Source organism: Alcaligenes sp. NLF5-7, assembly GCF_024266725.1.
GTDB classification, from domain to species: Bacteria; Pseudomonadota; Gammaproteobacteria; order Burkholderiales; family Burkholderiaceae_B; genus Alcaligenes; species Alcaligenes phenolicus.
On record NZ_CP100755.1, the window covers coordinates 1,268,798 to 1,287,513 of the forward strand.

The window sequence follows — 18,716 nt, forward strand, 5'->3', positions numbered from 1 at the left end:
CTATTTCCAGTAAGCACCGGACTGGTGCAATTGATTTTCAACCAACTCAATACCGCTGACAGCACGACTGCCCGCCTTGGCCAGAACCTGTTCCAGCAAGACCTCCACCAGTGCCTGCGCAGCAACCAGAGAAGGAAAAAAAGACGGACTGTCGGTTCCAAACAATAATGTGGCATCTGCCTGCTGCGCAATAGGGGCAAGCAAGCTGTCGCAAATCGCCAGAATTTGTGCATCTGCCTGTCGGGCCGCTGCATGGGCCAGCACGGCTTCCTGGGAATACGGTGCAAAACCGAACAAGACCAGCACATCCCCTTTTTGCAGCGCCCGCAGATCCATATCCAGAGTACCGGACTCGCCACGCAACAAGCCAATCGAGGGCCGGAACAGACGGTACTGATAATGAAAGGAAAAAGCGGGTGCAAAAGAGGCTCTGAACCCGGCCACAAAAACCCGCTTGGCCTTGTTCAGCAATTCCACAGCCTGTGGCAAGCGTGCTTCATTCACCTCGCGCAGCAGCGCCAGAGTATCCATTTGTGCTGTCAGCGTCTGCGCCAGGCGATCTTCTTTATTTCGATTGCGTACCACCGCCCGGGCCTGATCGGCATAACGCCGTGCACCCTGTCCATGCAGCGCCTGGGTGAACACAGCCTTGAATTCCGCCCAACCGCCAAAGCCCAAAGACTGGGCAAAGCGCAGCAAGGTGGCAGGCTGCACCTGTGCCTGCGCGGCCAACTGACGCATGGACATCAAGGGCACCTGATCGGCATGATCCAGCACATAGCGCGCGCTTTGCTGGAACTGCGGCGACATGGTGACAAACACTGCCTGAATACGCTCGGTCAGATTGCTCAAGGAGTTCATGGGCCAACACGCTTCAAAAGGGGACATCAAGTATATATCGGGCGCAAATGCAGTCTGGGCGCAACAGTGAGGCCTTTATCCACCTGTCCCGACAAATCAATGATGATTTATTTGTTGAAAGTATTATTATATATTCAACATACGTTGAAAATCCTTCCGGGCCTACTTTCTGGATCTGCGCCATGACACATGTCTTTCATCGCAACCCCAAACAAACCTTGCCCTGCGCCGTCAAAGGCGATGGTATCCGCATCGTGGACAGCAATGGCAACACTTATATAGACGCCAGCGGTGGCGCGGCCGTATCCTGCCTGGGCCATAGCCACCCTGTTGTGATCGCTGCCATCAAGCAACAGCTGGACCAGATTGCCTACGCCCACACGTCCTTTTTCAGCAGCCAGGCTGCCGAGGACCTGGCAGATTTTTTGACCAGCCGATCCCCCGGTGATCTGGACCATGTGTACTTTCTGTCCGGAGGCTCGGAGGCCGTAGAAGCCAGCCTGAAGCTGGCACGGCAATATTTCGTGGAGATTGGTCAGCCCGAGCGTCATATTTTCATCGCACGCCGTCAGAGCTATCACGGCAATACGCTGGGGGCTTTGGCCATTGGCGGCAATGAATGGCGTCGCAAGCCGTTCCTGCCTCTACTGGCTCCGGCCCAGCATGTCTCGCCCTGCTACCCCTACCGCGACCAAGGCAGTGATGAAAGTGCCGAGCAATATGCCGACCGTCTGGCTCAGGAACTGGACGACATGATTCAAAGCCTGGGTCCCCAGAACGTCGCGGCCTTTGTCGGCGAGACTGTAGTGGGCGCGACCGCTGGTGCCTTGGCGCCAGTAGGCGATTACTGGAAAAAGATCCGTCGGGTTTGCGACAAGCACGGCGTGCTGCTGATTCTGGATGAAGTCATGTCGGGCATGGGGCGTACCGGCTATCTGTTTGCCTGCGAAGAGGACGGAGTCGTGCCGGACATCATGGCCATTGCCAAGGGTCTGGGGGCGGGCTATCAGCCTATTGGTGCAATGTTGGCCAGTGACCGGATTTACCAGGCCATCCTGAATGGCTCGGGCTTTTTTCAGCACGGCCATACTTATATGGGTCACGCCACAGCCTGCGCTGGTGCTTTAGCCGTGCAACAAGTGATTGAGCAAGACCAGTTGCTGGAAAACGTCCGTCAGCGCGGCGAGCAATTGCGCCGGGAGCTGCATCAGGCGTTGGACAGCCACCCCAATGTGGGTGATATACGTGGTCGTGGCCTGTTTGTCGGAGTCGAACTGGTGCAAGACAAGGCCAGCAAGCAAGCGCTGGACCCTGGCTTGAAAACCCACGCCAAGATCAAGCAGCATGCGTTTTCCCAAGGTTTGATGCTCTACCCTATGGGTGGCACGATAGATGGAGTTCACGGCGACCATATCTTGCTGGCACCGCCCTTTATCTGCACCGAGGCCGACATTCACGAAATCGTGACACGTCTGACCCAAACCATCGAACACATCCTGCCCCGATAAACCCGTCGAGCAGAGCGTCGAACAAACAGTCAGAACGCTCTGCTGACTGCGCTGCGGCAAGCCAGCCGCAAGAGGCACCGCTAGTTATACATAAAGGAGAACCATGGCCCGCCTACCCTATGCTGACCTGAAAGCCCCCGACGCCGCCCCATTGGTAGAACAGATCATTGCAGAGCGCGGCAGCGTCTTGCACCTGTACCAGATGCTGCTGCACAGCCCACCCATTGCCAAAGGCTGGCTGAATCACCTGACCGGCATACGCCACAACAGCAGCCTGCCAGGCGATCTGCGCGAACTGGTCATCATGCGCGTAGCCCTATTGAACCGTGCCCCTTACGAGGCCGATCAACATGCCCCTATCGCGCTGGCAGAGGGGCTGAGTCAAGCCCAACTGGATGCCCTGCCCGACTGGCAAGACTCCGATGCCTTCACGCCCATTCAGCGTGCTGTGCTGGCTTACACCGATGCCATGACTCTGAATGTGCAAGTGGAGCCCGCTGTTTTTCAGGACGTACGCCAGTATTTTGATGAAAAACTGACGGTTGAGCTGACCGCCACCATCGCTACCTACAATATGGTGTCGCGCTTCCTTGAAGCCTTGCACATTCATTCCGACGACTCGCGTTAAAACGGCACCTTGAGCGCCTCCGTCCGGCCACCTCCCAGGCGCCCCGCCAGAAACTCCACAAACAAACGCAATTTGGGAGGCAAATGGCGGGTGGGCGGATACAAGGCCCACAAGGCACCACAATACTGCGTGCGGAACTCCCAATCGGCCAGCACGCGCACAATACGCCCTTCCAGCTCCGGCTCCCTGGCCACAAAGCAGGGCAAACTGCCTATCCCCAAGCCGCGCTCTACCGCATCCAGACGCACACCCGTATGGTTAGCCGCATAGCGCCCGCTAACCGACACATTCAGTACCCGCCCGCCTTTATTGAAACGCCAACGTGAATCGCTGGGTGCCTCGCCCAGGTAGATGCAGCTATGTTCGCGCAACTGCTGAGGATGAACGGGCAGGCTGTGTTCGGCCAGATAATCCGGACTGGCGTACAAGCCATGCCGAATATCCGTCAGATGACGCCCCATCAAACCGGGCGGCGGCTGATCCGTGATGCGTATCGCCAGATCCAGCTGATCGTCGATCAGGTCTGCATAGCGATCATCCAGATTCATCAGCACATTCACTTTGGGGTGCGCCGCCAGGAAATCCGGCATATGCGGATGAATCAGAAAATGCCCCACGGCTTTGGGAACACTCAAGCGTATCTGCCCCTCCGGCTCGGTCTGGAACTGCCCTGAGATCTCCATCGCGGCCTGGGCGCAGGACAGCATGTCACGGGCATGCTCGTAAATCGCCTGGCCACTGTCGCTTAGCCGTAATTTACGCGTCGTGCGCTGCAATACCCGCGTTCCCAAACCTTTCTCCAGACGCGCAATGGAGCGGCTGACTGCCGACGGGGTATAGCCCAGGTGGCGAGAGGCTTCGGAAAAGCTGCCGGTCTCCACCACTTTGACAAAAACCACCATATCGCTCATCAGGGAAGTGAGATTACTTGTGCTCATAGGGAATAAATTATTTCAATGAATTGCAATTATCAGGACTGCTCACTATGCCTACAATGCCTTAAAACCAACCTACAGGTAATAAAATGCAAGATAAATTATATTTGACTAGCAATAGTCTTACCTGCATAGCGGAAATCCTGGAGTGTTATCACTCCGAAAATGAGCGTTATGCTGTCAGGCTGGATAAAACCTTATTTCATCCCCAAGGCGGAGGTCAGCCTTGCGACAAAGGCACGATAAATGGGCACGAGGTCCTGCATGTGGCTCAAAACCGCGACGGCCACGTGCTGCACTACCTGCATGTGCGCCTGCTCCTGGGGCCCGTAGAACTGCATATTGATCGCGCTCACCGACTGGAGCACGCCCGCCTGCATACGGCCGGCCACCTTATCGGCCATCTGGTTGAACGCATAGGCTGGCAGGCCGTAAAGGCGCATCACTGGCGGGGCGAGTCACGGGTGGTCTTTCGCAACCCCAAGGATGCTCTGCCCCCCTTTCTGGATGATTTGTCCAATCGTTGTGCTGAACAGATTCAATTGGCTCAGCCAATTTCCATCAGTTTTCAGGAAGGGCTCCGCGAGGTTGCAATTGGTAGCCTGGGGTGCTACCCCTGCGGCGGCACACATGTTGAAAACACATCCGAATTAAATGGACTGAAAATAATCCGTATAAAAAACAAAAAAGATGAATTGAGCATTCATTATGAAATGATGAATTAATAAATAATAAAAACCATGGCAGTGTATTAGCTTTGGCTATTATCGGAAAAGAAAAACAATTCTTTTAGAACCCCCAAGGGAAGTGAGATATGTATTTAGAGACCGAACGATTGCGGACTGAGCATATGCAGTCCCTGCTAAATGGCGAACTCCTGGCTATCCGCCTCTCCGGCTTCATTGATGCGCCCACCTCACAAAAGCTGGGCGAGCAAATCATAGACAAAGGCTTTGATCGCTATGTGAACGCTCCGAGCATTGGCCGCATTGGCATGGCTTTTTACGAAGCCGAAAACCAGCCCGAACGCATGGCCTCCTATTTCGAGGGGGTTTTTGACAATATCGACGAACTGCGCCGCCGCTGCGCCCCCTACCTGTCCCCGATTGACGTGCTGCGTTGCACGCTGGATGAAGTCTGGCCTGCCGGAGCCACACTGGAGACCTTGTACGGAAAGAAAATGTATGTGGGTTTGTCGCGCGTGGTGCAACCCGATGTGCGCTTTCTGGCGCATCACGACATTTTGGCCAAGGACGCCCCCGGTAATTACCAGGCCATCAGTCTACAAGGCCAGTTGGCCGCCAATGTCTATTTGAAAATGCCCGAACAAGGAGGTGAACTGCAAATCTGGCAAACCGAACTGAGCCCGGATGAATTTGATGAAATGCGTGGCGACAGCTATGGCATCCATCCTGATTTGTTGGGCACCCCCGAAGTACAGATACGCCCCGGTCCGGGCGATCTGATTATTTTCAATTCTCGCAAAATGCATGCCGTCACCCCCGGCAAGGGCGATTTGCGCCTGAGCCTGTCTTGCTTTGTGGGATATCGCGGTCCGGCCATGCCGCTGACCTTCTGGAGTTAACGTGTTGCAAACCTATTGGCCAGAGTTCGCTACTCTGGCTTTGATTCATTTTTTGGCCGTTATTGCCCCTGGACCAGATTTTGCTGTCACCATCCGCCAAAGTGTGCGGCTAGGCCGCCAGGCCGGTATTGCCACTGCCATTGGTATTGGCGCCGGAATCTCCGTGCATGTGATCTATACCTTGATGGGCGTGGGAGCCCTGCTGCACTCCACCCCCTGGCTGATGAGTGTGGCCGAGGTATTGGGAGGTGCCTACCTTCTCTATATAGGCTGGGGATTCCTGCGCCAGGCCAGCACACCGATGGAAGTGAGCCTGGCCGAGTCCGACAATGGCAAACCCGCTGCTGTCAGCGTGCGCCAGTCCTTGACGCTGGGCTTCATGACCAATGCCACCAACCCTAAGGCTACGCTGTTCTTTCTGGCCGTGTTTACTACCGTGGTCAGCGCCAGCACGCCTTTGACGACCCAGATGCTCTACGGCGTCTGGATGTGCCTGGTTAATGCGGGCTGGTTTATTGTGGTCAGCCTGATCTTTACCAATCCTCGCGTACGTCAGCGATTCCTGCGTATGGGGACCTGGTTTGAGCGCGTGACAGGGGTTCTACTGCTGGGGTTTTCGCTGCGCCTGCTGATCCATGCCGGTCAGCGCATCCTGCTTTAAGCCCGCCAACAAGCCATGGACCCCAAGGCTACGAGTGATAAGGTCTGCGCAGCAGAACCATCAGACGCTAAACAGCACACAGGTTTGACTTCATGCCTGTACTCACCATCTTGGCCTGAGCACCGTCTGGCACCTATGCGGCGCTTTGGTCTTGGCTTGGGCTCTGCGCATCATAAAAAAATCCCCGCCCTGAAAACAGGGCGGGGATTTTTACTCCTTAGACCATGGACTCACCCGTCTTGCGGGCGTTGCGCCAGTCACGTACCAGGTTACCGACCAGCAGAACCAGAATGATGGCCGACATGACCGGCCAGACCAGAAAGTAAATCGTCATAAGCATAGTGTTCTCCTTTTAACGTCTTGTCTCATACTCTCAAGCACGAGCCGAGGCCGGCTCACCTTGTTTCGACTCCCGAACTTTCTGCTTGCTCGGTGCAGGTGTGTCATCGTAGTGAAACGACTGCACACGCTCGGCAAGCACAGAGAAATCAAAACGTTCCTGACTACGCAAGCTGATGGCCACACACACCACAGCGCTAACGCCATAGGCGGTCAGGGAACCCAGCAAAACAATGTACTCACGCAAGAAGCCAATGAAGTTGGGCAAAAGAATCGCAGTGGCAATCACCCCCACCGCAATCGCAATACGGCTGCGGAAGAAGGCAAAAGCCATCAGACCGGCAACCACACCGCCACCAATCGAAGCGGTAATCTCGTAGAACACGGCGACCGCACCTTCGATAGGAATCAGCTCGAAACGCACGATCGTAAACAGCACGACGGCACACAACACCGACCAGCTAAAGGCTTTGTTGGTAACACGATCCCAGTAAAAGCTGACAATGACCGGGAACACAATCGCGCCCCACAACGCACCCACAAACACCAGCATGACCAGAATATCCAGCTTCAGGCTGGCGAAGATCACACCCACCATCGTGGCAACCACCATGGTCATACGGCCCCACCACAACATGCGGGCTGGTTTTGGACGACCACGTGCAATGTTCTTGGCGTAGATGTCGGTCATCACAATGGCCGACAGTGCAGCCAGGTCCGAGTCCGCCGTGGAAGACAAGGAGCCCACCACCAGGATGAAGAACAAGGCAATGCCAAATGGCGGCAAGTAGGTGGACGCCATCTGCGGGATGATGTTGTTCATGTTTCCATCCACAGGCTGCAAGCCGGTGAACAGAGCCAGCAAACCCAACATGCCCAGACCAATCACCACGGCACCATAGCCAATGGTGGCCGTCAGGAAAGTGGGTTTGATCAGGTCCTCGCGTACGGCGAACAGGCGCTGGGCAATAGTTTGGTTACCAATCGCGTAAGCCAGCACCGCCACAAAATACGGCGCCCCCTGCTCCAGAATTGCCTTGGTGGAATAGAAGTTGGCTTGCTCGGAATCCAGACGCCACCAGTTGGCCTGCACCATCTCCGGGCCACCGGCGTTAAAGAAAATCAGCGGGATAATGACCACGGCCGACAAAATCATGGCAACCAGCTGGGCAAAGTCCGTCATCACCGAGGCGCGGAACCCCGACCACAGGGTATAGGACAAGACGCCCAGACCCGCAATCAGCACACCTTGAATAAATGTCAGAGGGCTAAGGATCGAGACCAACGCACCTGCCGCGGTGAAGTTCACCATCAGGCTGATACCACTGCCTACCACGTTGGAAATCGCCATAATCATCTGGCTGGACGAGCCGTGCCGTGCATGCAGCACCTCGGCCAGTGTGTGTGCCTGCGGGGCCAACTGGCGAAAACGTCGCCCGAAGGGGTAGATGAACAAGATCATCAAGGCTCCCCATAGCCCGTAATGCAGAGGGCCGGATAGCCCGTACTTGAAGCCCGAGGTCGCGCTTGCATAAAACGACGCCGCCCATACCCAGGTGGCAATCATGCTGGCCGCCGACAGGCCAAACCCCACCGCACTGTTGGATACCATGTATCCGTCCACGTTTTCTTTCTTTTGACCAATCATGAGCGACATCAGGAACGTCGCGCCATAAAAGCCGACCAATAACAATATGGCCGTCGTGGTTGAAAGCGTAAAAAACTCCGCCTCTTGCATGTCTTTCCTTTTCTCTTCTGCGCGAGAGCCACTTGCACCACCTGGCTCACTCGCATGCATGCCGATTCCGCATTAACGCGCTGGGCGACACCCATCCCAGGACCAGAACCGAAACACTTGAACCGAACGCGCGCGCACACGCCCCCGCCCTTGGCACAAGCCAAAGCGAGAAAAAAGCAAGACACAGCGCAAAGTGCCTCACATTGCGGCGAGTCTGCGGGCCTTACAGCAAATAAACATGGCCAGAGACAAGCCGCTCTGTTGCAGGCCGATGTCGTGTGAGACAGTCGGCTGGTTGTTCCGCGACCCAAGGGCCGGGCAAGGTGTTTCGGGCTAAAGCCGGGTTGTTGTGCAACAACCTGTTGAAGAACGGGCCGTCATTTTTTTATGCAATTTTGTCGCACCTGAACGGCCTGCTCGAGAAGCTGATTCAATGAACCAGAGCGACCAATTATACATATTTAAAATTTAAGGGTCTATATCATGCTGTTTCAGCATCGAGAACGGGCTATCAAGCCCTTTCCGAGTCATTCATAGACCTCATCATTATTAAGGCTCACGCGTGCCAGCTCCTGACATGCTACGGGCACTTTACCCACAAAGGCGTAGCCTTCCCCGCGTACCGAACGAATGGGCAGCTCCTCTCCCATGGCGGTTAATTTACGTTTCAAGCGACTGATCAAAACGTCCACAGAACGGGCAGTTGCCTCCCGCCCGTCCTCCAGCGGAAAAAGACGATCGCGCTCTACGGTTTGGGGGCTGACAGCAAAGAGAACCTGGACAATACGTCGCTCGCCGCGAGTCAACATGACCGAGTGCCCTCTGGGCGTGATCATGGTCCAGCCATTCTCCATCAAATCCCAAAGCTGGGAATCTGGCTCCTGCTCGGATCTATAAGCGATATTGCCTGCATTGACCGGCTCTGCAGGAGAATCACGCAAGCTTCGCTGCAGGGCATAACCACGCCGGCGCAAGGCCTGCACGCAAGCGACCACCTCCACCGGCAAAGCCTCCTGATCGAAGCAGGCGTCCGCCCCGGCAAGCAACAAATGTCCACGTTCCAGGCCGGCCATTTTGTCGCGCCGCACAACGATGACGCCGGCAGCAGGAAAATCCATACGCAAACGATTGATGTGTAAAAAAACGTTGTCTGCCTGACACACCAAAGCAAACACCGTCTCCGCCCCGCAAGCATGTGCCTGAGACAGACACTGCTCCATCGTCTCTACCGTCTGGATCCTGCCCCCCCACTGCTCCGACTCCAAAGCGATCTGCTGCAAACCAGCCTTGTCGTCATACAACAGAAAAATCTGTTCTACCGTCATAGTCCTCACCCTTGCTGGCCCTATCAGGCACTTTATGTTTTTTTACCCTTGGACCTGCCTTAACAAACGCTGTGCTGCTGCGTCGTCAGGCATGGATAGATAAATAGCCCCCTGCTTCAAGGGCTCGCCAATTCGGGCGACTTGTGCCACCTGATCTTCCATGACCAAAACCAGCAAGGCTCCCACATTACCAGAGCTGATCTCGGCCAACTTACGCGCGCCCAAAGAATTCAGTTGGAATCGAACAAGATGCTGTCCCTGTTCGGTCCGCAAGGACGCCACACGCGTCAAATCGCTGCGTTGCACAACAACTTGCGGATACAACCACAGAGGGCCTTGCGGTCCCTGCACTTGCACCAGACCGGGGGAGGCTTGGCGCATTCCCACGTAGAAATCTACTTGAGGAACCTGCACCGAGCGCTGTGTCTGAGAGGCCAAAAAACTGCGTGTTCCATCTGCCCCTTCCCGCTCATAGTTGCTTGCCAGTGCAGGCGGGCTCAAATCAGCCCCGCCTCCTGCTGCTGTGGTCTGGCACCCGGCCAGTAAAAACAGCATCATGCCTATCGCCGTGCCCAGTACTGCTTGCCCTGTTTGACTATGCGTTGTCGCCATATTCACTCTCCGCTTTGACCCGCCGCTGCGGCCCCGTTCAAGACACCGGGCATAGCCCAGAAAAAAGGGCCGCGTGCCCAGGCACGCGACCCTTATCCCTCACCCCTTTACCATTGATACCCCACACCCACCGAGCCACCGTAATCACCACGGGAGGATCCCGCAACGTTGCCCTTCAGGACCCAACTGCCGCTGTCTGTCACCGTGGACAAACCCATGGCGTAGCCACTTTCACCACGCCATACACCGCCAGAAACGGAGAACATGCTCTTGCCGGGAACATAGGCTTGCGGCAAACCGGCCATTGCCATGGCGGCTGCCACGCCAGCACTCGCCCGGTTCTCCACCTTGTCGATACGACGGTCCAGATGGTTGAACTGATTGGTGATATTGGAGGTCGCCTGGTTCAACTGACGCACGTTGACGGCATCTTGCGTTGCCTGACCATCGGCCAGATTGCTGATGGTCTTGTCGTGCATGTCGATACCCTGCTGATTCATGGTTGGGCCATCGACAATCTTCACTTCATTGGTAGTGACGGACTTGGCCGCCACACTGTTCACCTTGATGTCCTGCGCCAGGGCTACTGTCACGTCCGTACCGGAGCGCGAGATTTCGATGTTGTCGCCATTAAGGAACTGCACTGTAGACTTGGGGGCCACATTGCTGGCCGTATCGCCATTGGTCTGGATGTTCCAGCCCGCACTGGCCAGCTCGGTCACGTTCTCTACCTTGGTATTCAAGCCACCCAAAGCATCGTTCACGTTGTTGTAGGTTTTATCGCCTACGTTCAGCTCCGTAACCAGCTTGCCGTTCTCGAACTTCGAACCCCCACCCATGCCGCTGGCGATGCTTTCACCCATATCGTGAATCTGGCTGCCATTGACCGCATCGGTACTGTTCGCGGAGATATCACCACGCGCCACATTAGTGATGCCCGTGCCACCCGTACGACCGCCATCAGTAGACTCGGCTCCGGCCATGGTGACCTTGCCATAGTTCACTGACTGGTCCGGATTCAGGTCGTACTTGACAGCACGATCCCCCAGATTCTGGGTTTCGCCCCGCACCAGATCCAGTTGCTCTTCAGTGGCGGCACGACCGCTCTTGCCAAAGTTGGCCCCCGTCAGGGTACGGTTGCTCAAGCCGGTAATGTCATTGTCCGTTGCCGACACCATCACGTTGCCAGCGCGCAGTCCGGCAGTGCTCAAGGCAATGTTCGTCCCGATAGCAAAGCCCAGATTATTCATGACTACATCAGGAGCGCCACCCGTGCCTTTCACGGTCACACTCTTGAGGTCCAGATCGTCATTCAAGGCAATGCTCAAGGTATCGCCGCCGTCGCCACTGGTGCTCAGATTGCTATTGCTGCCCACAATCTTCAGCGTCTCTCCCAGATCACGATGCACTGCCGTGCCGGTGCTGCCCGCAAAGTTCATGCCCTTGGCGGTCAAACCATCATCACGGCCTTCCAACTGACTGACGTTCACCGCATCAGTAGGCGCCACGCCTTTGGCCACGCCGGTAATCTTCTGATTACCAGCATTGATGCCCTGGTCATTGATCACCACATTGAAGGCGGTCAGACCGGCATTGGTCAGATTGACTTGCCCGATCGTCAAGCCGGTATTGCCCAGAATGACATCAGGTTTGCCCGTGGCACCCTTGACCTTCACTCCCGCGGTCGTCATCTCGGTATCACCTGTGGTGACGCTGGTCAGTGTCAGATCATCATTCAGAGCCACTTGCACTGTATCGCCCCCCACCGTGGAGGTACTCAGATTGGCATTGCTGCCCTTGATGGTCAGTGTCTGGCCCAGATCACGATGTACGGCTGTACCGCTTTGTGCAGCAAACTCCATGCCCTTGGCCGTCAAGCCACCTTCGGCGTCCGTCAACTGGCTCAGATTCACCGCGTCGGTACCTGTGGTTCCCTTGGCCACATTGGTGATCTTCTGGCTGCCCATATCAGCACCCTTGAAGAACGGGGTCTCGGCAATCTGTACCTGCAACTGACCATTCAGGACCTGGGTGCGCAGATTGGCACCGCTGTAATTACCCGCAGTCGTCGCCCCACCCAGAATCTCCAGGCGTTGCCCCAGATTCTTGTGAATCGTCGTATTGCTGTTGCCGCTACTGAAGTTATTGCCGCTGTAGTTGGTCCCCAGGGCCGTCAGATCCTGGTCCAGCTTGATCAACTGAGCAACGTTGACCGCATCAGTCAGATCCTGACCACCGGCCAGATTGGTGATACGGCGTTTTTCTGAACCATTACCGATCGATACCACACCCTGCCTGGCTTCCTGGGTAACCGTGCCTGTATAACGCGCAGTCGAGGACGTGTAAGCCGCATTCGTTGTGGCCCCCGCCCCCAGCGCCACTGCACCGGCTGCCGACACGGTTGCACCCGCACCCAGAGCCATACCCTGAATTGCCGTCTCATTGGCAATCGCGCCCTGCCCCATCGCCAGCGACTTCTCGGCAGAAGCGCGCGTATCCTTACCCCAGACCTGGGACCCGGCCGCCAAAGCCTGGGCATTAGTCCCCAGAGCCGAGGCATCCAGGCCTTCGGAAATGGCCTTGAAGCCCAGGGCCAAGCCACCATCTTCCTTGGCGTTGGAGCCTGCGCCCACGCTCATCGCCCCTTCACCGTGCAGGATGTATTCGATCAAGCCATTGGGACCTGTTTTTTCTTCAATCCAGCCGGCTTTGGCCTTGTCACCCACAGCAATGGAACGGCGACCATCAGCCTCGACATCCGAACCGGCCCCCACAGCATTGCTGGCACGGGTCTTGCTGCCTTGACCCAAGGCCAGGGAGCCACTGCCTGCCACAAAAGCCTGATGGCCCAGCGCCACGGACTGGCTGCCCGAGGCCGAGGAGCCACTGCCCAGCGCCACGCTCTGCGATGCTCCCCGAGCAACACTGGAACTGGTACCAATCGAGATGCCATCTATCGCTTGATCGTAGGCATTGCGTCCAAAAGCAATCCCCCCTTCCTGGGTAACTCGAGCCTGCTCCCCGATTGCCACAGCTCCTTTGGCATGCGCCAGCGCATCACCCATCACCTCTGCTTTGTAGCCAATGGCCACCGCGTAATTCGACGTATCCGATACCCGCGACTCCTGACCAAGGGCAATGGAGCTCTCGGACGCTGCCGTGGCAGAGGTGCCCAAGGCGGTAGCCCCCAAGCCCGAGGCCTCGGTATGTGAACCAATAGCGGTGGTCAGATTTGCCTGCGTCAACCCACCCGCTGATGAATTCAAGCCAATCGCCGTTGCCCCTGTTCCGGAACCACGAGCCACAGCCCCAATGGCTATCGCATCAGCACCAGTGGCACCGTTATTATTTTCATTGGGGTTATTGGAGGAGTTAACACTGACATAGCGCTGGCGGCTCGCAATCAGCGTTGACTCCAGTTCTTCCAACTGTCCTTTGTTGACAGCATCACCTGCAGCTATCCCTGCGGCCAAATTGGAAATTCGCACAGGTGCTCCTGTCGAACTGTCAAGATCAATCAAGCTGCGATCGGCATTGGAGTAGGTGACAGCAGACAGTCCCGAAATCGCTCCTGCTACCCCCGTGCGCATGGCCTCAAATGCGGACCCGATAGAGGTATAGGTATGATCATTCCCGTTTTCGTCTTTAATAATAAATGCCGGGCCAGTCATCTGCCCGTTTGCGTCCCATTTCAAGTTGCCACCCACAATGGCCGTTAAATCCCCATGGAGCAGCTTGAGCTGACTGACATTGACTGCATCCGTATCCAAACGGCCAGCAGCCAAATTGCTTAAGCGACGCTCCCCTCCTACCGTGCCAATTGACACACTGGATGAAGGTAACAATGCCCCAGATGCGGAACCGTAACCCGCTCCCACTGTCTGGACGGACCTCGAATTGGCACCAATTGCAACGCTATTGGCATGCGTGACATGAGCCTGATCGCCCAACGCAATTCCACCTGCAGCCGCATTGGTTGAAGTACCCGCATAAACCAATGCCTGATTACCAATCGCAATGCCGCCAATATCGTAATCAACGACGGTAGCCATGGAACCCAATGCAATAGAGCCATCTGCACCTGAACGAGACCGCTCACCAATGGAGACTGCATGTGCCGCTTTCACGGGTGGGGCAACCGGGCTGCCTGAACCCGTTTGACCGGGCAGATTATTGGCACCGTAGCCAATGCTGACCGTACGGTCGCCAGTAAGCTTGTTGCCCGCCTCCCGTCCAATAGAAACCGTATCGTCGCCCGTGATATCACTACCTGATTTGTAGCCAAGAGCGACGTTATAACCACCATATACTCCCTGCCCTGCCAGCCCCCCTACAGCCACCTGACCGAAGCGGTTGCCAATCACCGGTGTACCCGCATTCGAGCCGGCGCCTTCTCCAATAGACACACCTGAAGTGGTGTTACTCATCGCCCCTGCGCCTACTGCCACCGAATTACTACCGAATGCCTTGGAGCCACTCCCCCCGGCAAAAGCAGCACTACCGGATGCCTCGGCCACGTTACCAATCGCTGTGGATCCTGTCCCGGAACTACTTGCACCAGTGCCCATTGCGGTACCAGCGACGCCCCAAACCCTTGCTCCTGAACCCACCGCCGTTGCCCCGGCAGCATCCTGCGCAACGGTGGAGTTGTGCCCCAATGCAATTGCATTGGTCGCCAACAAACCTACATTCGCGCTATTGCCCACCGCAATAGCTCCAGTTGCCTTGGCCTGGGCTTGATTACCAACCGCAACCGTGTTGTCGACTTCCAGAGGATCGACCAAGCTGGCCGCCGCATTACCAATTGCTACATTATTGTTACCTTCCAGCCGCTGGCCCGCCTTGTTACCCAAAGCAACCAAGCCATTGCCTTTGCTCTGTATCCCGGCATCACTGCCAATCATCACCCCATTGACAACCGTGTTGTCGACTCCAGCACGAGCACCCAGGGAAACCGATTCCTTGCCCGCAGCCTGGGACTGCAGCCCCGCCGCCAGAGCTGCCTCACCGGAGGCTAAAGCCTGCGGACCGATAGCCAGCGCATCCGCTGCACTGGCCACTGAATCGGCCTTGGTTGACTTACTATGGAAATATTTCATTCCATCGCCCGAGTTCAACGCACCATACAAAACCTTGCCAGACACTGCCTCCGTGCTGGCAGCGCTGACTGTCGCATCCGCCAAGCCAGTGATTTTGTTGTTATTTACATTCACCCCGTGCAAGCTACTGTTGCCTGCAACTGTCAAACCACCGGTGTTCACATTACCAGCCGTCACAGTATTGGTAATAGCCGCAGAGCTTGCCTGTAATCCGCCTTGCAAGACGGCTGAGCCCGCGCTTAACTGCCCAGTGAATTCCCCACTCGCCCCTTTGATTGCGCCAGTGGCCGTGACAGAGTCCACGTTAAGGTCAGAGCTCAATGCAACAGAGACGGCCTGACCTGTCTGGGTCAAGACCATATTACTGCCCGAACTCAGGACGAACGCCCCACCCGGAATAACATGGAAGGGAGTGGCCCCATCCACGCTAAGCTCCCAACCGTCTGTTATCTGGGCGGTAACAGGAGAGGAAAGTCCACCCAGGAGCAGTAAAGACAGAACAACTGAGCGCAACTGCAGGACCGGTCGCAAGCCTGCAAAAGCTGGCGATGCACTGCACCCTGCGCTGCTGCGCTTACCGCAGGTTTTGGTATTTTCCGCAACAGCCACAAAGGTTGCTGTCCGCTCGTTCCAAACCGACTTATAGATTCTGTTCATGATCTGTTCGCTTACAAAAGTAATTAGTCATGTCTGCCCCCCTGAGCTCATTCCTCGCACTGGCGTAACAAAGTTTCAAGGCACAGCACAGCCCCTCACCTCGTTATGGCGATAAATTGAAATTTATTACTCAGAAAAGTCTTACCGAACCCTTACACCTATTCGGATATTTTTTATTCTCTTACCAACTTTTAATAATTACTTTTGAATTCTTACGTTAGCCGTTTGAATTATTGCAAAACATGAGCTTTCATTGAATCATCAATTTAAATTTAGCTCTAAATATTAGTTCTGTTCTGCTGCCTGTAGACTGAGGGTGACAAGCCGCTGTACTGCCTGAAGGCAGTAGCAAAATTGGCAGGGTTCACATAACCGGCCTCAACCGCCACGTTCGTGACAGCTATATCCGTGCCCCTGAGCAAATGCATGGCATATCTCATCCGGCTGGAACGCACGTAATCATGCACAGTCAAGCCGCAGCTTGTCTTGAAAAGCTCATTCAGGCGTCTGCCCGTCGTCCCGAACAAGTCGGCCAGACTCTCTGTGCTCAGGGGCTCAGACAGATTGTGAAGCACGTACTGCTGCACAGCCTGCACCAAATGATGGCGCACCTGCAGCCCATGACAAGCCTCCAGGCTAGAAGGGGAATCATGAGAACCACCCGCTTGAGGCATCTCCTTCAAACTCAGATGCAAACGAATCCGTTCCAGTACCAACTGCACATTCGTTCGATAATCGATGAAGTCACGAGCACCACTGCGCAACGCCATCAACTGGCTGTCAGCACACGACAAGGCCGACAGAAATACGACAGGGATAGCCGCCGTCTGCGGGTTGGCGCGCAACAGACGCATGAAAGAATCCCCGCGCAAGCGAGGTAGATGATATTCACTCAAGATGAAATCAGGCCGCAGAGACTGGCATCGAGCCAGACCTTGTTGCGCATCCAGCGCAAAACTGATTCGACCAAAATTAGTGCGTAATAAAACCAGCAAGTCTGCAACACCGGCCGGTTCCGGAGCAATAAATAGAATATGAGCTTCAGACGAGACGTGCATAAGCTATCCACCCAAGATCAGACAGGCCGTATTACTCCAAATTAGAACAAATTCTAATAATCAAGAAGACTTGCTTATAAATGAGCTATTTTTCTTAAACCCCCTATTTACTTAATTTCCAAAAACAAAAGTTACACTATTTCAATTTCTTTCTTTAAACACCCATTAATTGCTTAGCAAACCGCAACGAATAGAAATTAAACCTGCATTAAACATCCATATTTTATTTTTGTTTCCAAAGAGTAAATATAGATTCATAAAGCTACGGAAAATCCAAATAAAAACCCCGCTGTAGCGGGGTTCATCGTGTCCAGCTGGGTCAAACCCAAGAATCAGGCGCGGCGAGCATAGCCTGCACGAGCCAGCACACTCAGTGGGCCAATTTGGCGGACCAGATCTATTTGCTCGGGGGTACGCACATAAATGCAGCCTGCATACGACAGTGCATTGACCGAAATACCGTCAACTAACTCCACGCTGCGAGGCACCACCAGCATCCACCCCTGGCCTGCCAACATATTATGTGGCGGCAGCAAGCCATCTTCTGCCGTTTCCAATCCCAACTCATTGCAGGCATTTCGGTACGAACTCAAAAGACTGGCTGTCAAAACATCCGGCTCCTGCGCATCCTGCAACCGCACAAAACAGTGTTCAAAAGCCAGCGCGGGATGTTGATGCGCACTGCCTGCCGCAGCCTGGGCAGGGAGCTTGTCCAGATACAGGGCCAGCGAGCCGTTGCTAGCCGCCTGCGGAATCCATTGTGTATGTTTATGACGCTGACTGGCCCCAGCCGGGCCACCGCCGTTATAAAAGCCCAGACCGCCTTGCACGGCCAGGAAATCCGCCAGAATTCGGAAATCAATCTCGCGCAACGGGCTGAGCTGTTCGGAAAACACCTTGTCGGCCAGCACCAGATGCAGATCACAGACGGCAAACTTGTTCAGCACGATATTGTGCGTACTACTGGCGTCATCCACTGTCAGTGCCGGAGCAGGTGGCAAAAAGGGATTGAAGTTGGGGTCACGTGGTCCACCTGGAATCGAGACGCTGGCGGCATCCTTGGCCGCCAGAGTGGATACCCAACGCACAAAAAATGTCAGTCCCTGATCGTGCAGCAGCTCTTCCTGAGCTTGCACGGGCAACAAATCACCGCTGGCCAGCGCGGCCTGGCTCAGTTGGTCCAGGCGTTGCAAAATTTCCTTGCTCACGTCGTCTCGCTCCTCATTTGAAGTTGTATAGTGACGCCTTATTGTAGGCAAGAGACGCGAATAAACGCGCATTGCTGCCTAGTCCGAATTTTCCACCATCCCTATCAGGAGTATTCCATGTCCGGTATCCGCCGTATTGCCAGCCCACTGCCACTGCCCTTCTCGCGTGCCACCATGGCTGGCGGCTTTCTGTTCTTGTCCGGCCAGATTCCTTACGACGCCCAAGGTGAAGTGGTGCGCGGTTCCATCCAGGACCAGACCCACGCCGTCTTTGATCGCCTGATCGAAGGCCTGGCTCTGGCTGACGCCACCCTGGCCGATGTAGTCAAAGCCACTGTCTGGTTATCCGACATGGCCTTGTTTGCCGACTTCAACAAAGTCTACGCCGAGCGCTTTGGCGACACCCTGCCTACCCGCTCGCTGGTTGAAGCCAAGCTGGCCAAAAACGTAGACGTAGAAATCGAAGTGCAGGCCTGGCTGGGCGATCGCGCCTAAGCAGCCT

15 protein-coding genes and 1 pseudogene are annotated in these 18,716 nt (G+C 55.5%); 6 read left to right on the top strand and 10 right to left on the bottom strand.

Going from position 1 to position 18,716, the window contains the following annotated elements:
- Complete coding sequence (locus MID00_RS05995) at positions 1 to 888, bottom strand: MurR/RpiR family transcriptional regulator (RefSeq protein WP_254499970.1); 888 nt, start codon at positions 886 to 888, stop codon at positions 1 to 3.
- 155 nt (positions 889 to 1,043) lie between these two features.
- Here MID00_RS05995 and MID00_RS06000 point away from each other — a divergent pair, with 155 nt between their 5' ends.
- The gene (locus tag MID00_RS06000) at positions 1,044 to 2,369 is read left to right on the top strand and encodes an aspartate aminotransferase family protein (protein WP_254499973.1); all 1,326 of its coding nucleotides are present in this window, start codon (positions 1,044 to 1,046) and stop codon (positions 2,367 to 2,369) included.
- Positions 2,370 to 2,472: 103 nt separating this feature from the next.
- Entirely contained in the window at positions 2,473 to 2,997 is a 525-nt protein-coding gene (locus tag MID00_RS06005) for a carboxymuconolactone decarboxylase family protein (protein ID WP_026484105.1), read from the top strand.
- On the opposite strand, the gene MID00_RS06010 is transcribed toward MID00_RS06005, so the two are convergent.
- Positions 2,994 to 3,935: a LysR family transcriptional regulator gene (locus MID00_RS06010; protein ID WP_051359130.1), complete on the bottom strand. Its 942-nt coding sequence runs from the start codon at positions 3,933 to 3,935 to the stop codon at positions 2,994 to 2,996. The two genes, MID00_RS06005 and MID00_RS06010, sit on opposite strands and share 4 nt — an antisense overlap.
- 86 nt (positions 3,936 to 4,021) lie before the next feature.
- On the opposite strand from MID00_RS06010, the gene MID00_RS06015 reads away from it, so the two are divergent.
- The 3 genes from MID00_RS06015 (at position 4,022) to MID00_RS06025 (ending at position 6,178) form a co-directional block, all read left to right on the top strand.
- On the top strand, positions 4,022 to 4,657 hold the full coding sequence (locus tag MID00_RS06015) for a threonine--tRNA ligase (RefSeq protein ID WP_254499976.1): 636 nt from the start codon (positions 4,022 to 4,024) through the stop codon (positions 4,655 to 4,657).
- 125 nt (positions 4,658 to 4,782) lie between these two features.
- Positions 4,783 to 5,517: a 2OG-Fe(II) oxygenase gene (locus MID00_RS06020; RefSeq protein ID WP_009462634.1), complete on the top strand. Its 735-nt coding sequence runs from the start codon at positions 4,783 to 4,785 to the stop codon at positions 5,515 to 5,517.
- A gap of 1 nt (position 5,518) precedes the next feature.
- Complete coding sequence (locus MID00_RS06025) at positions 5,519 to 6,178, top strand: LysE family translocator (RefSeq protein WP_021447051.1); 660 nt, start codon at positions 5,519 to 5,521, stop codon at positions 6,176 to 6,178.
- 217 nt (positions 6,179 to 6,395) lie between these two features.
- Here MID00_RS06025 and MID00_RS06030 read toward each other — a convergent pair whose 3' ends face one another.
- From MID00_RS06030 to MID00_RS06060, 8 genes and pseudogenes are all read right to left on the bottom strand, one after another.
- Positions 6,396 to 6,518 (bottom strand): putative transporter small subunit, encoded by a 123-nt coding sequence (locus MID00_RS06030; RefSeq protein ID WP_009462638.1) that lies wholly within the window; start codon positions 6,516 to 6,518, stop codon positions 6,396 to 6,398.
- Between the two features lie 33 nt (positions 6,519 to 6,551).
- Entirely contained in the window at positions 6,552 to 8,255 is a 1,704-nt protein-coding gene (locus tag MID00_RS06035) for a sodium:solute symporter family protein (protein ID WP_021447052.1), read from the bottom strand.
- Positions 8,256 to 8,782: 527 nt separating this feature from the next.
- Complete coding sequence (locus MID00_RS06040) at positions 8,783 to 9,580, bottom strand: winged helix-turn-helix domain-containing protein (protein WP_250756635.1); 798 nt, start codon at positions 9,578 to 9,580, stop codon at positions 8,783 to 8,785.
- A gap of 42 nt (positions 9,581 to 9,622) precedes the next feature.
- Entirely contained in the window at positions 9,623 to 10,192 is a 570-nt protein-coding gene (locus tag MID00_RS06045) for a hypothetical protein (RefSeq protein WP_152978318.1), read from the bottom strand.
- Between the two features lie 107 nt (positions 10,193 to 10,299).
- Entirely contained in the window at positions 10,300 to 15,717 is a 5,418-nt protein-coding gene (locus tag MID00_RS06050; RefSeq protein WP_254499978.1) for a YadA-like family protein, read from the bottom strand.
- Positions 15,718 to 15,876: 159 nt separating this feature from the next.
- Positions 15,877 to 15,948, bottom strand: a pseudogene (locus tag MID00_RS20675) (ESPR-type extended signal peptide-containing protein); the annotation flags it as partial.
- Positions 15,949 to 16,226: 278 nt separating this feature from the next.
- Positions 16,227 to 17,006, bottom strand: coding sequence for a DNA-binding response regulator (locus MID00_RS06055; protein ID WP_250756633.1), 780 nt, complete (start codon positions 17,004 to 17,006; stop codon positions 16,227 to 16,229).
- A gap of 332 nt (positions 17,007 to 17,338) precedes the next feature.
- Positions 17,339 to 18,214, bottom strand: coding sequence for a phosphorylase (locus MID00_RS06060; protein ID WP_254499980.1), 876 nt, complete (start codon positions 18,212 to 18,214; stop codon positions 17,339 to 17,341).
- A gap of 117 nt (positions 18,215 to 18,331) precedes the next feature.
- Here MID00_RS06060 and MID00_RS06065 point away from each other — a divergent pair, with 117 nt between their 5' ends.
- Positions 18,332 to 18,709, top strand: coding sequence for a RidA family protein (locus tag MID00_RS06065; protein WP_009462650.1), 378 nt, complete (start codon positions 18,332 to 18,334; stop codon positions 18,707 to 18,709).
- The last annotated feature ends 7 nt before the right edge of the window (positions 18,710 to 18,716 follow it).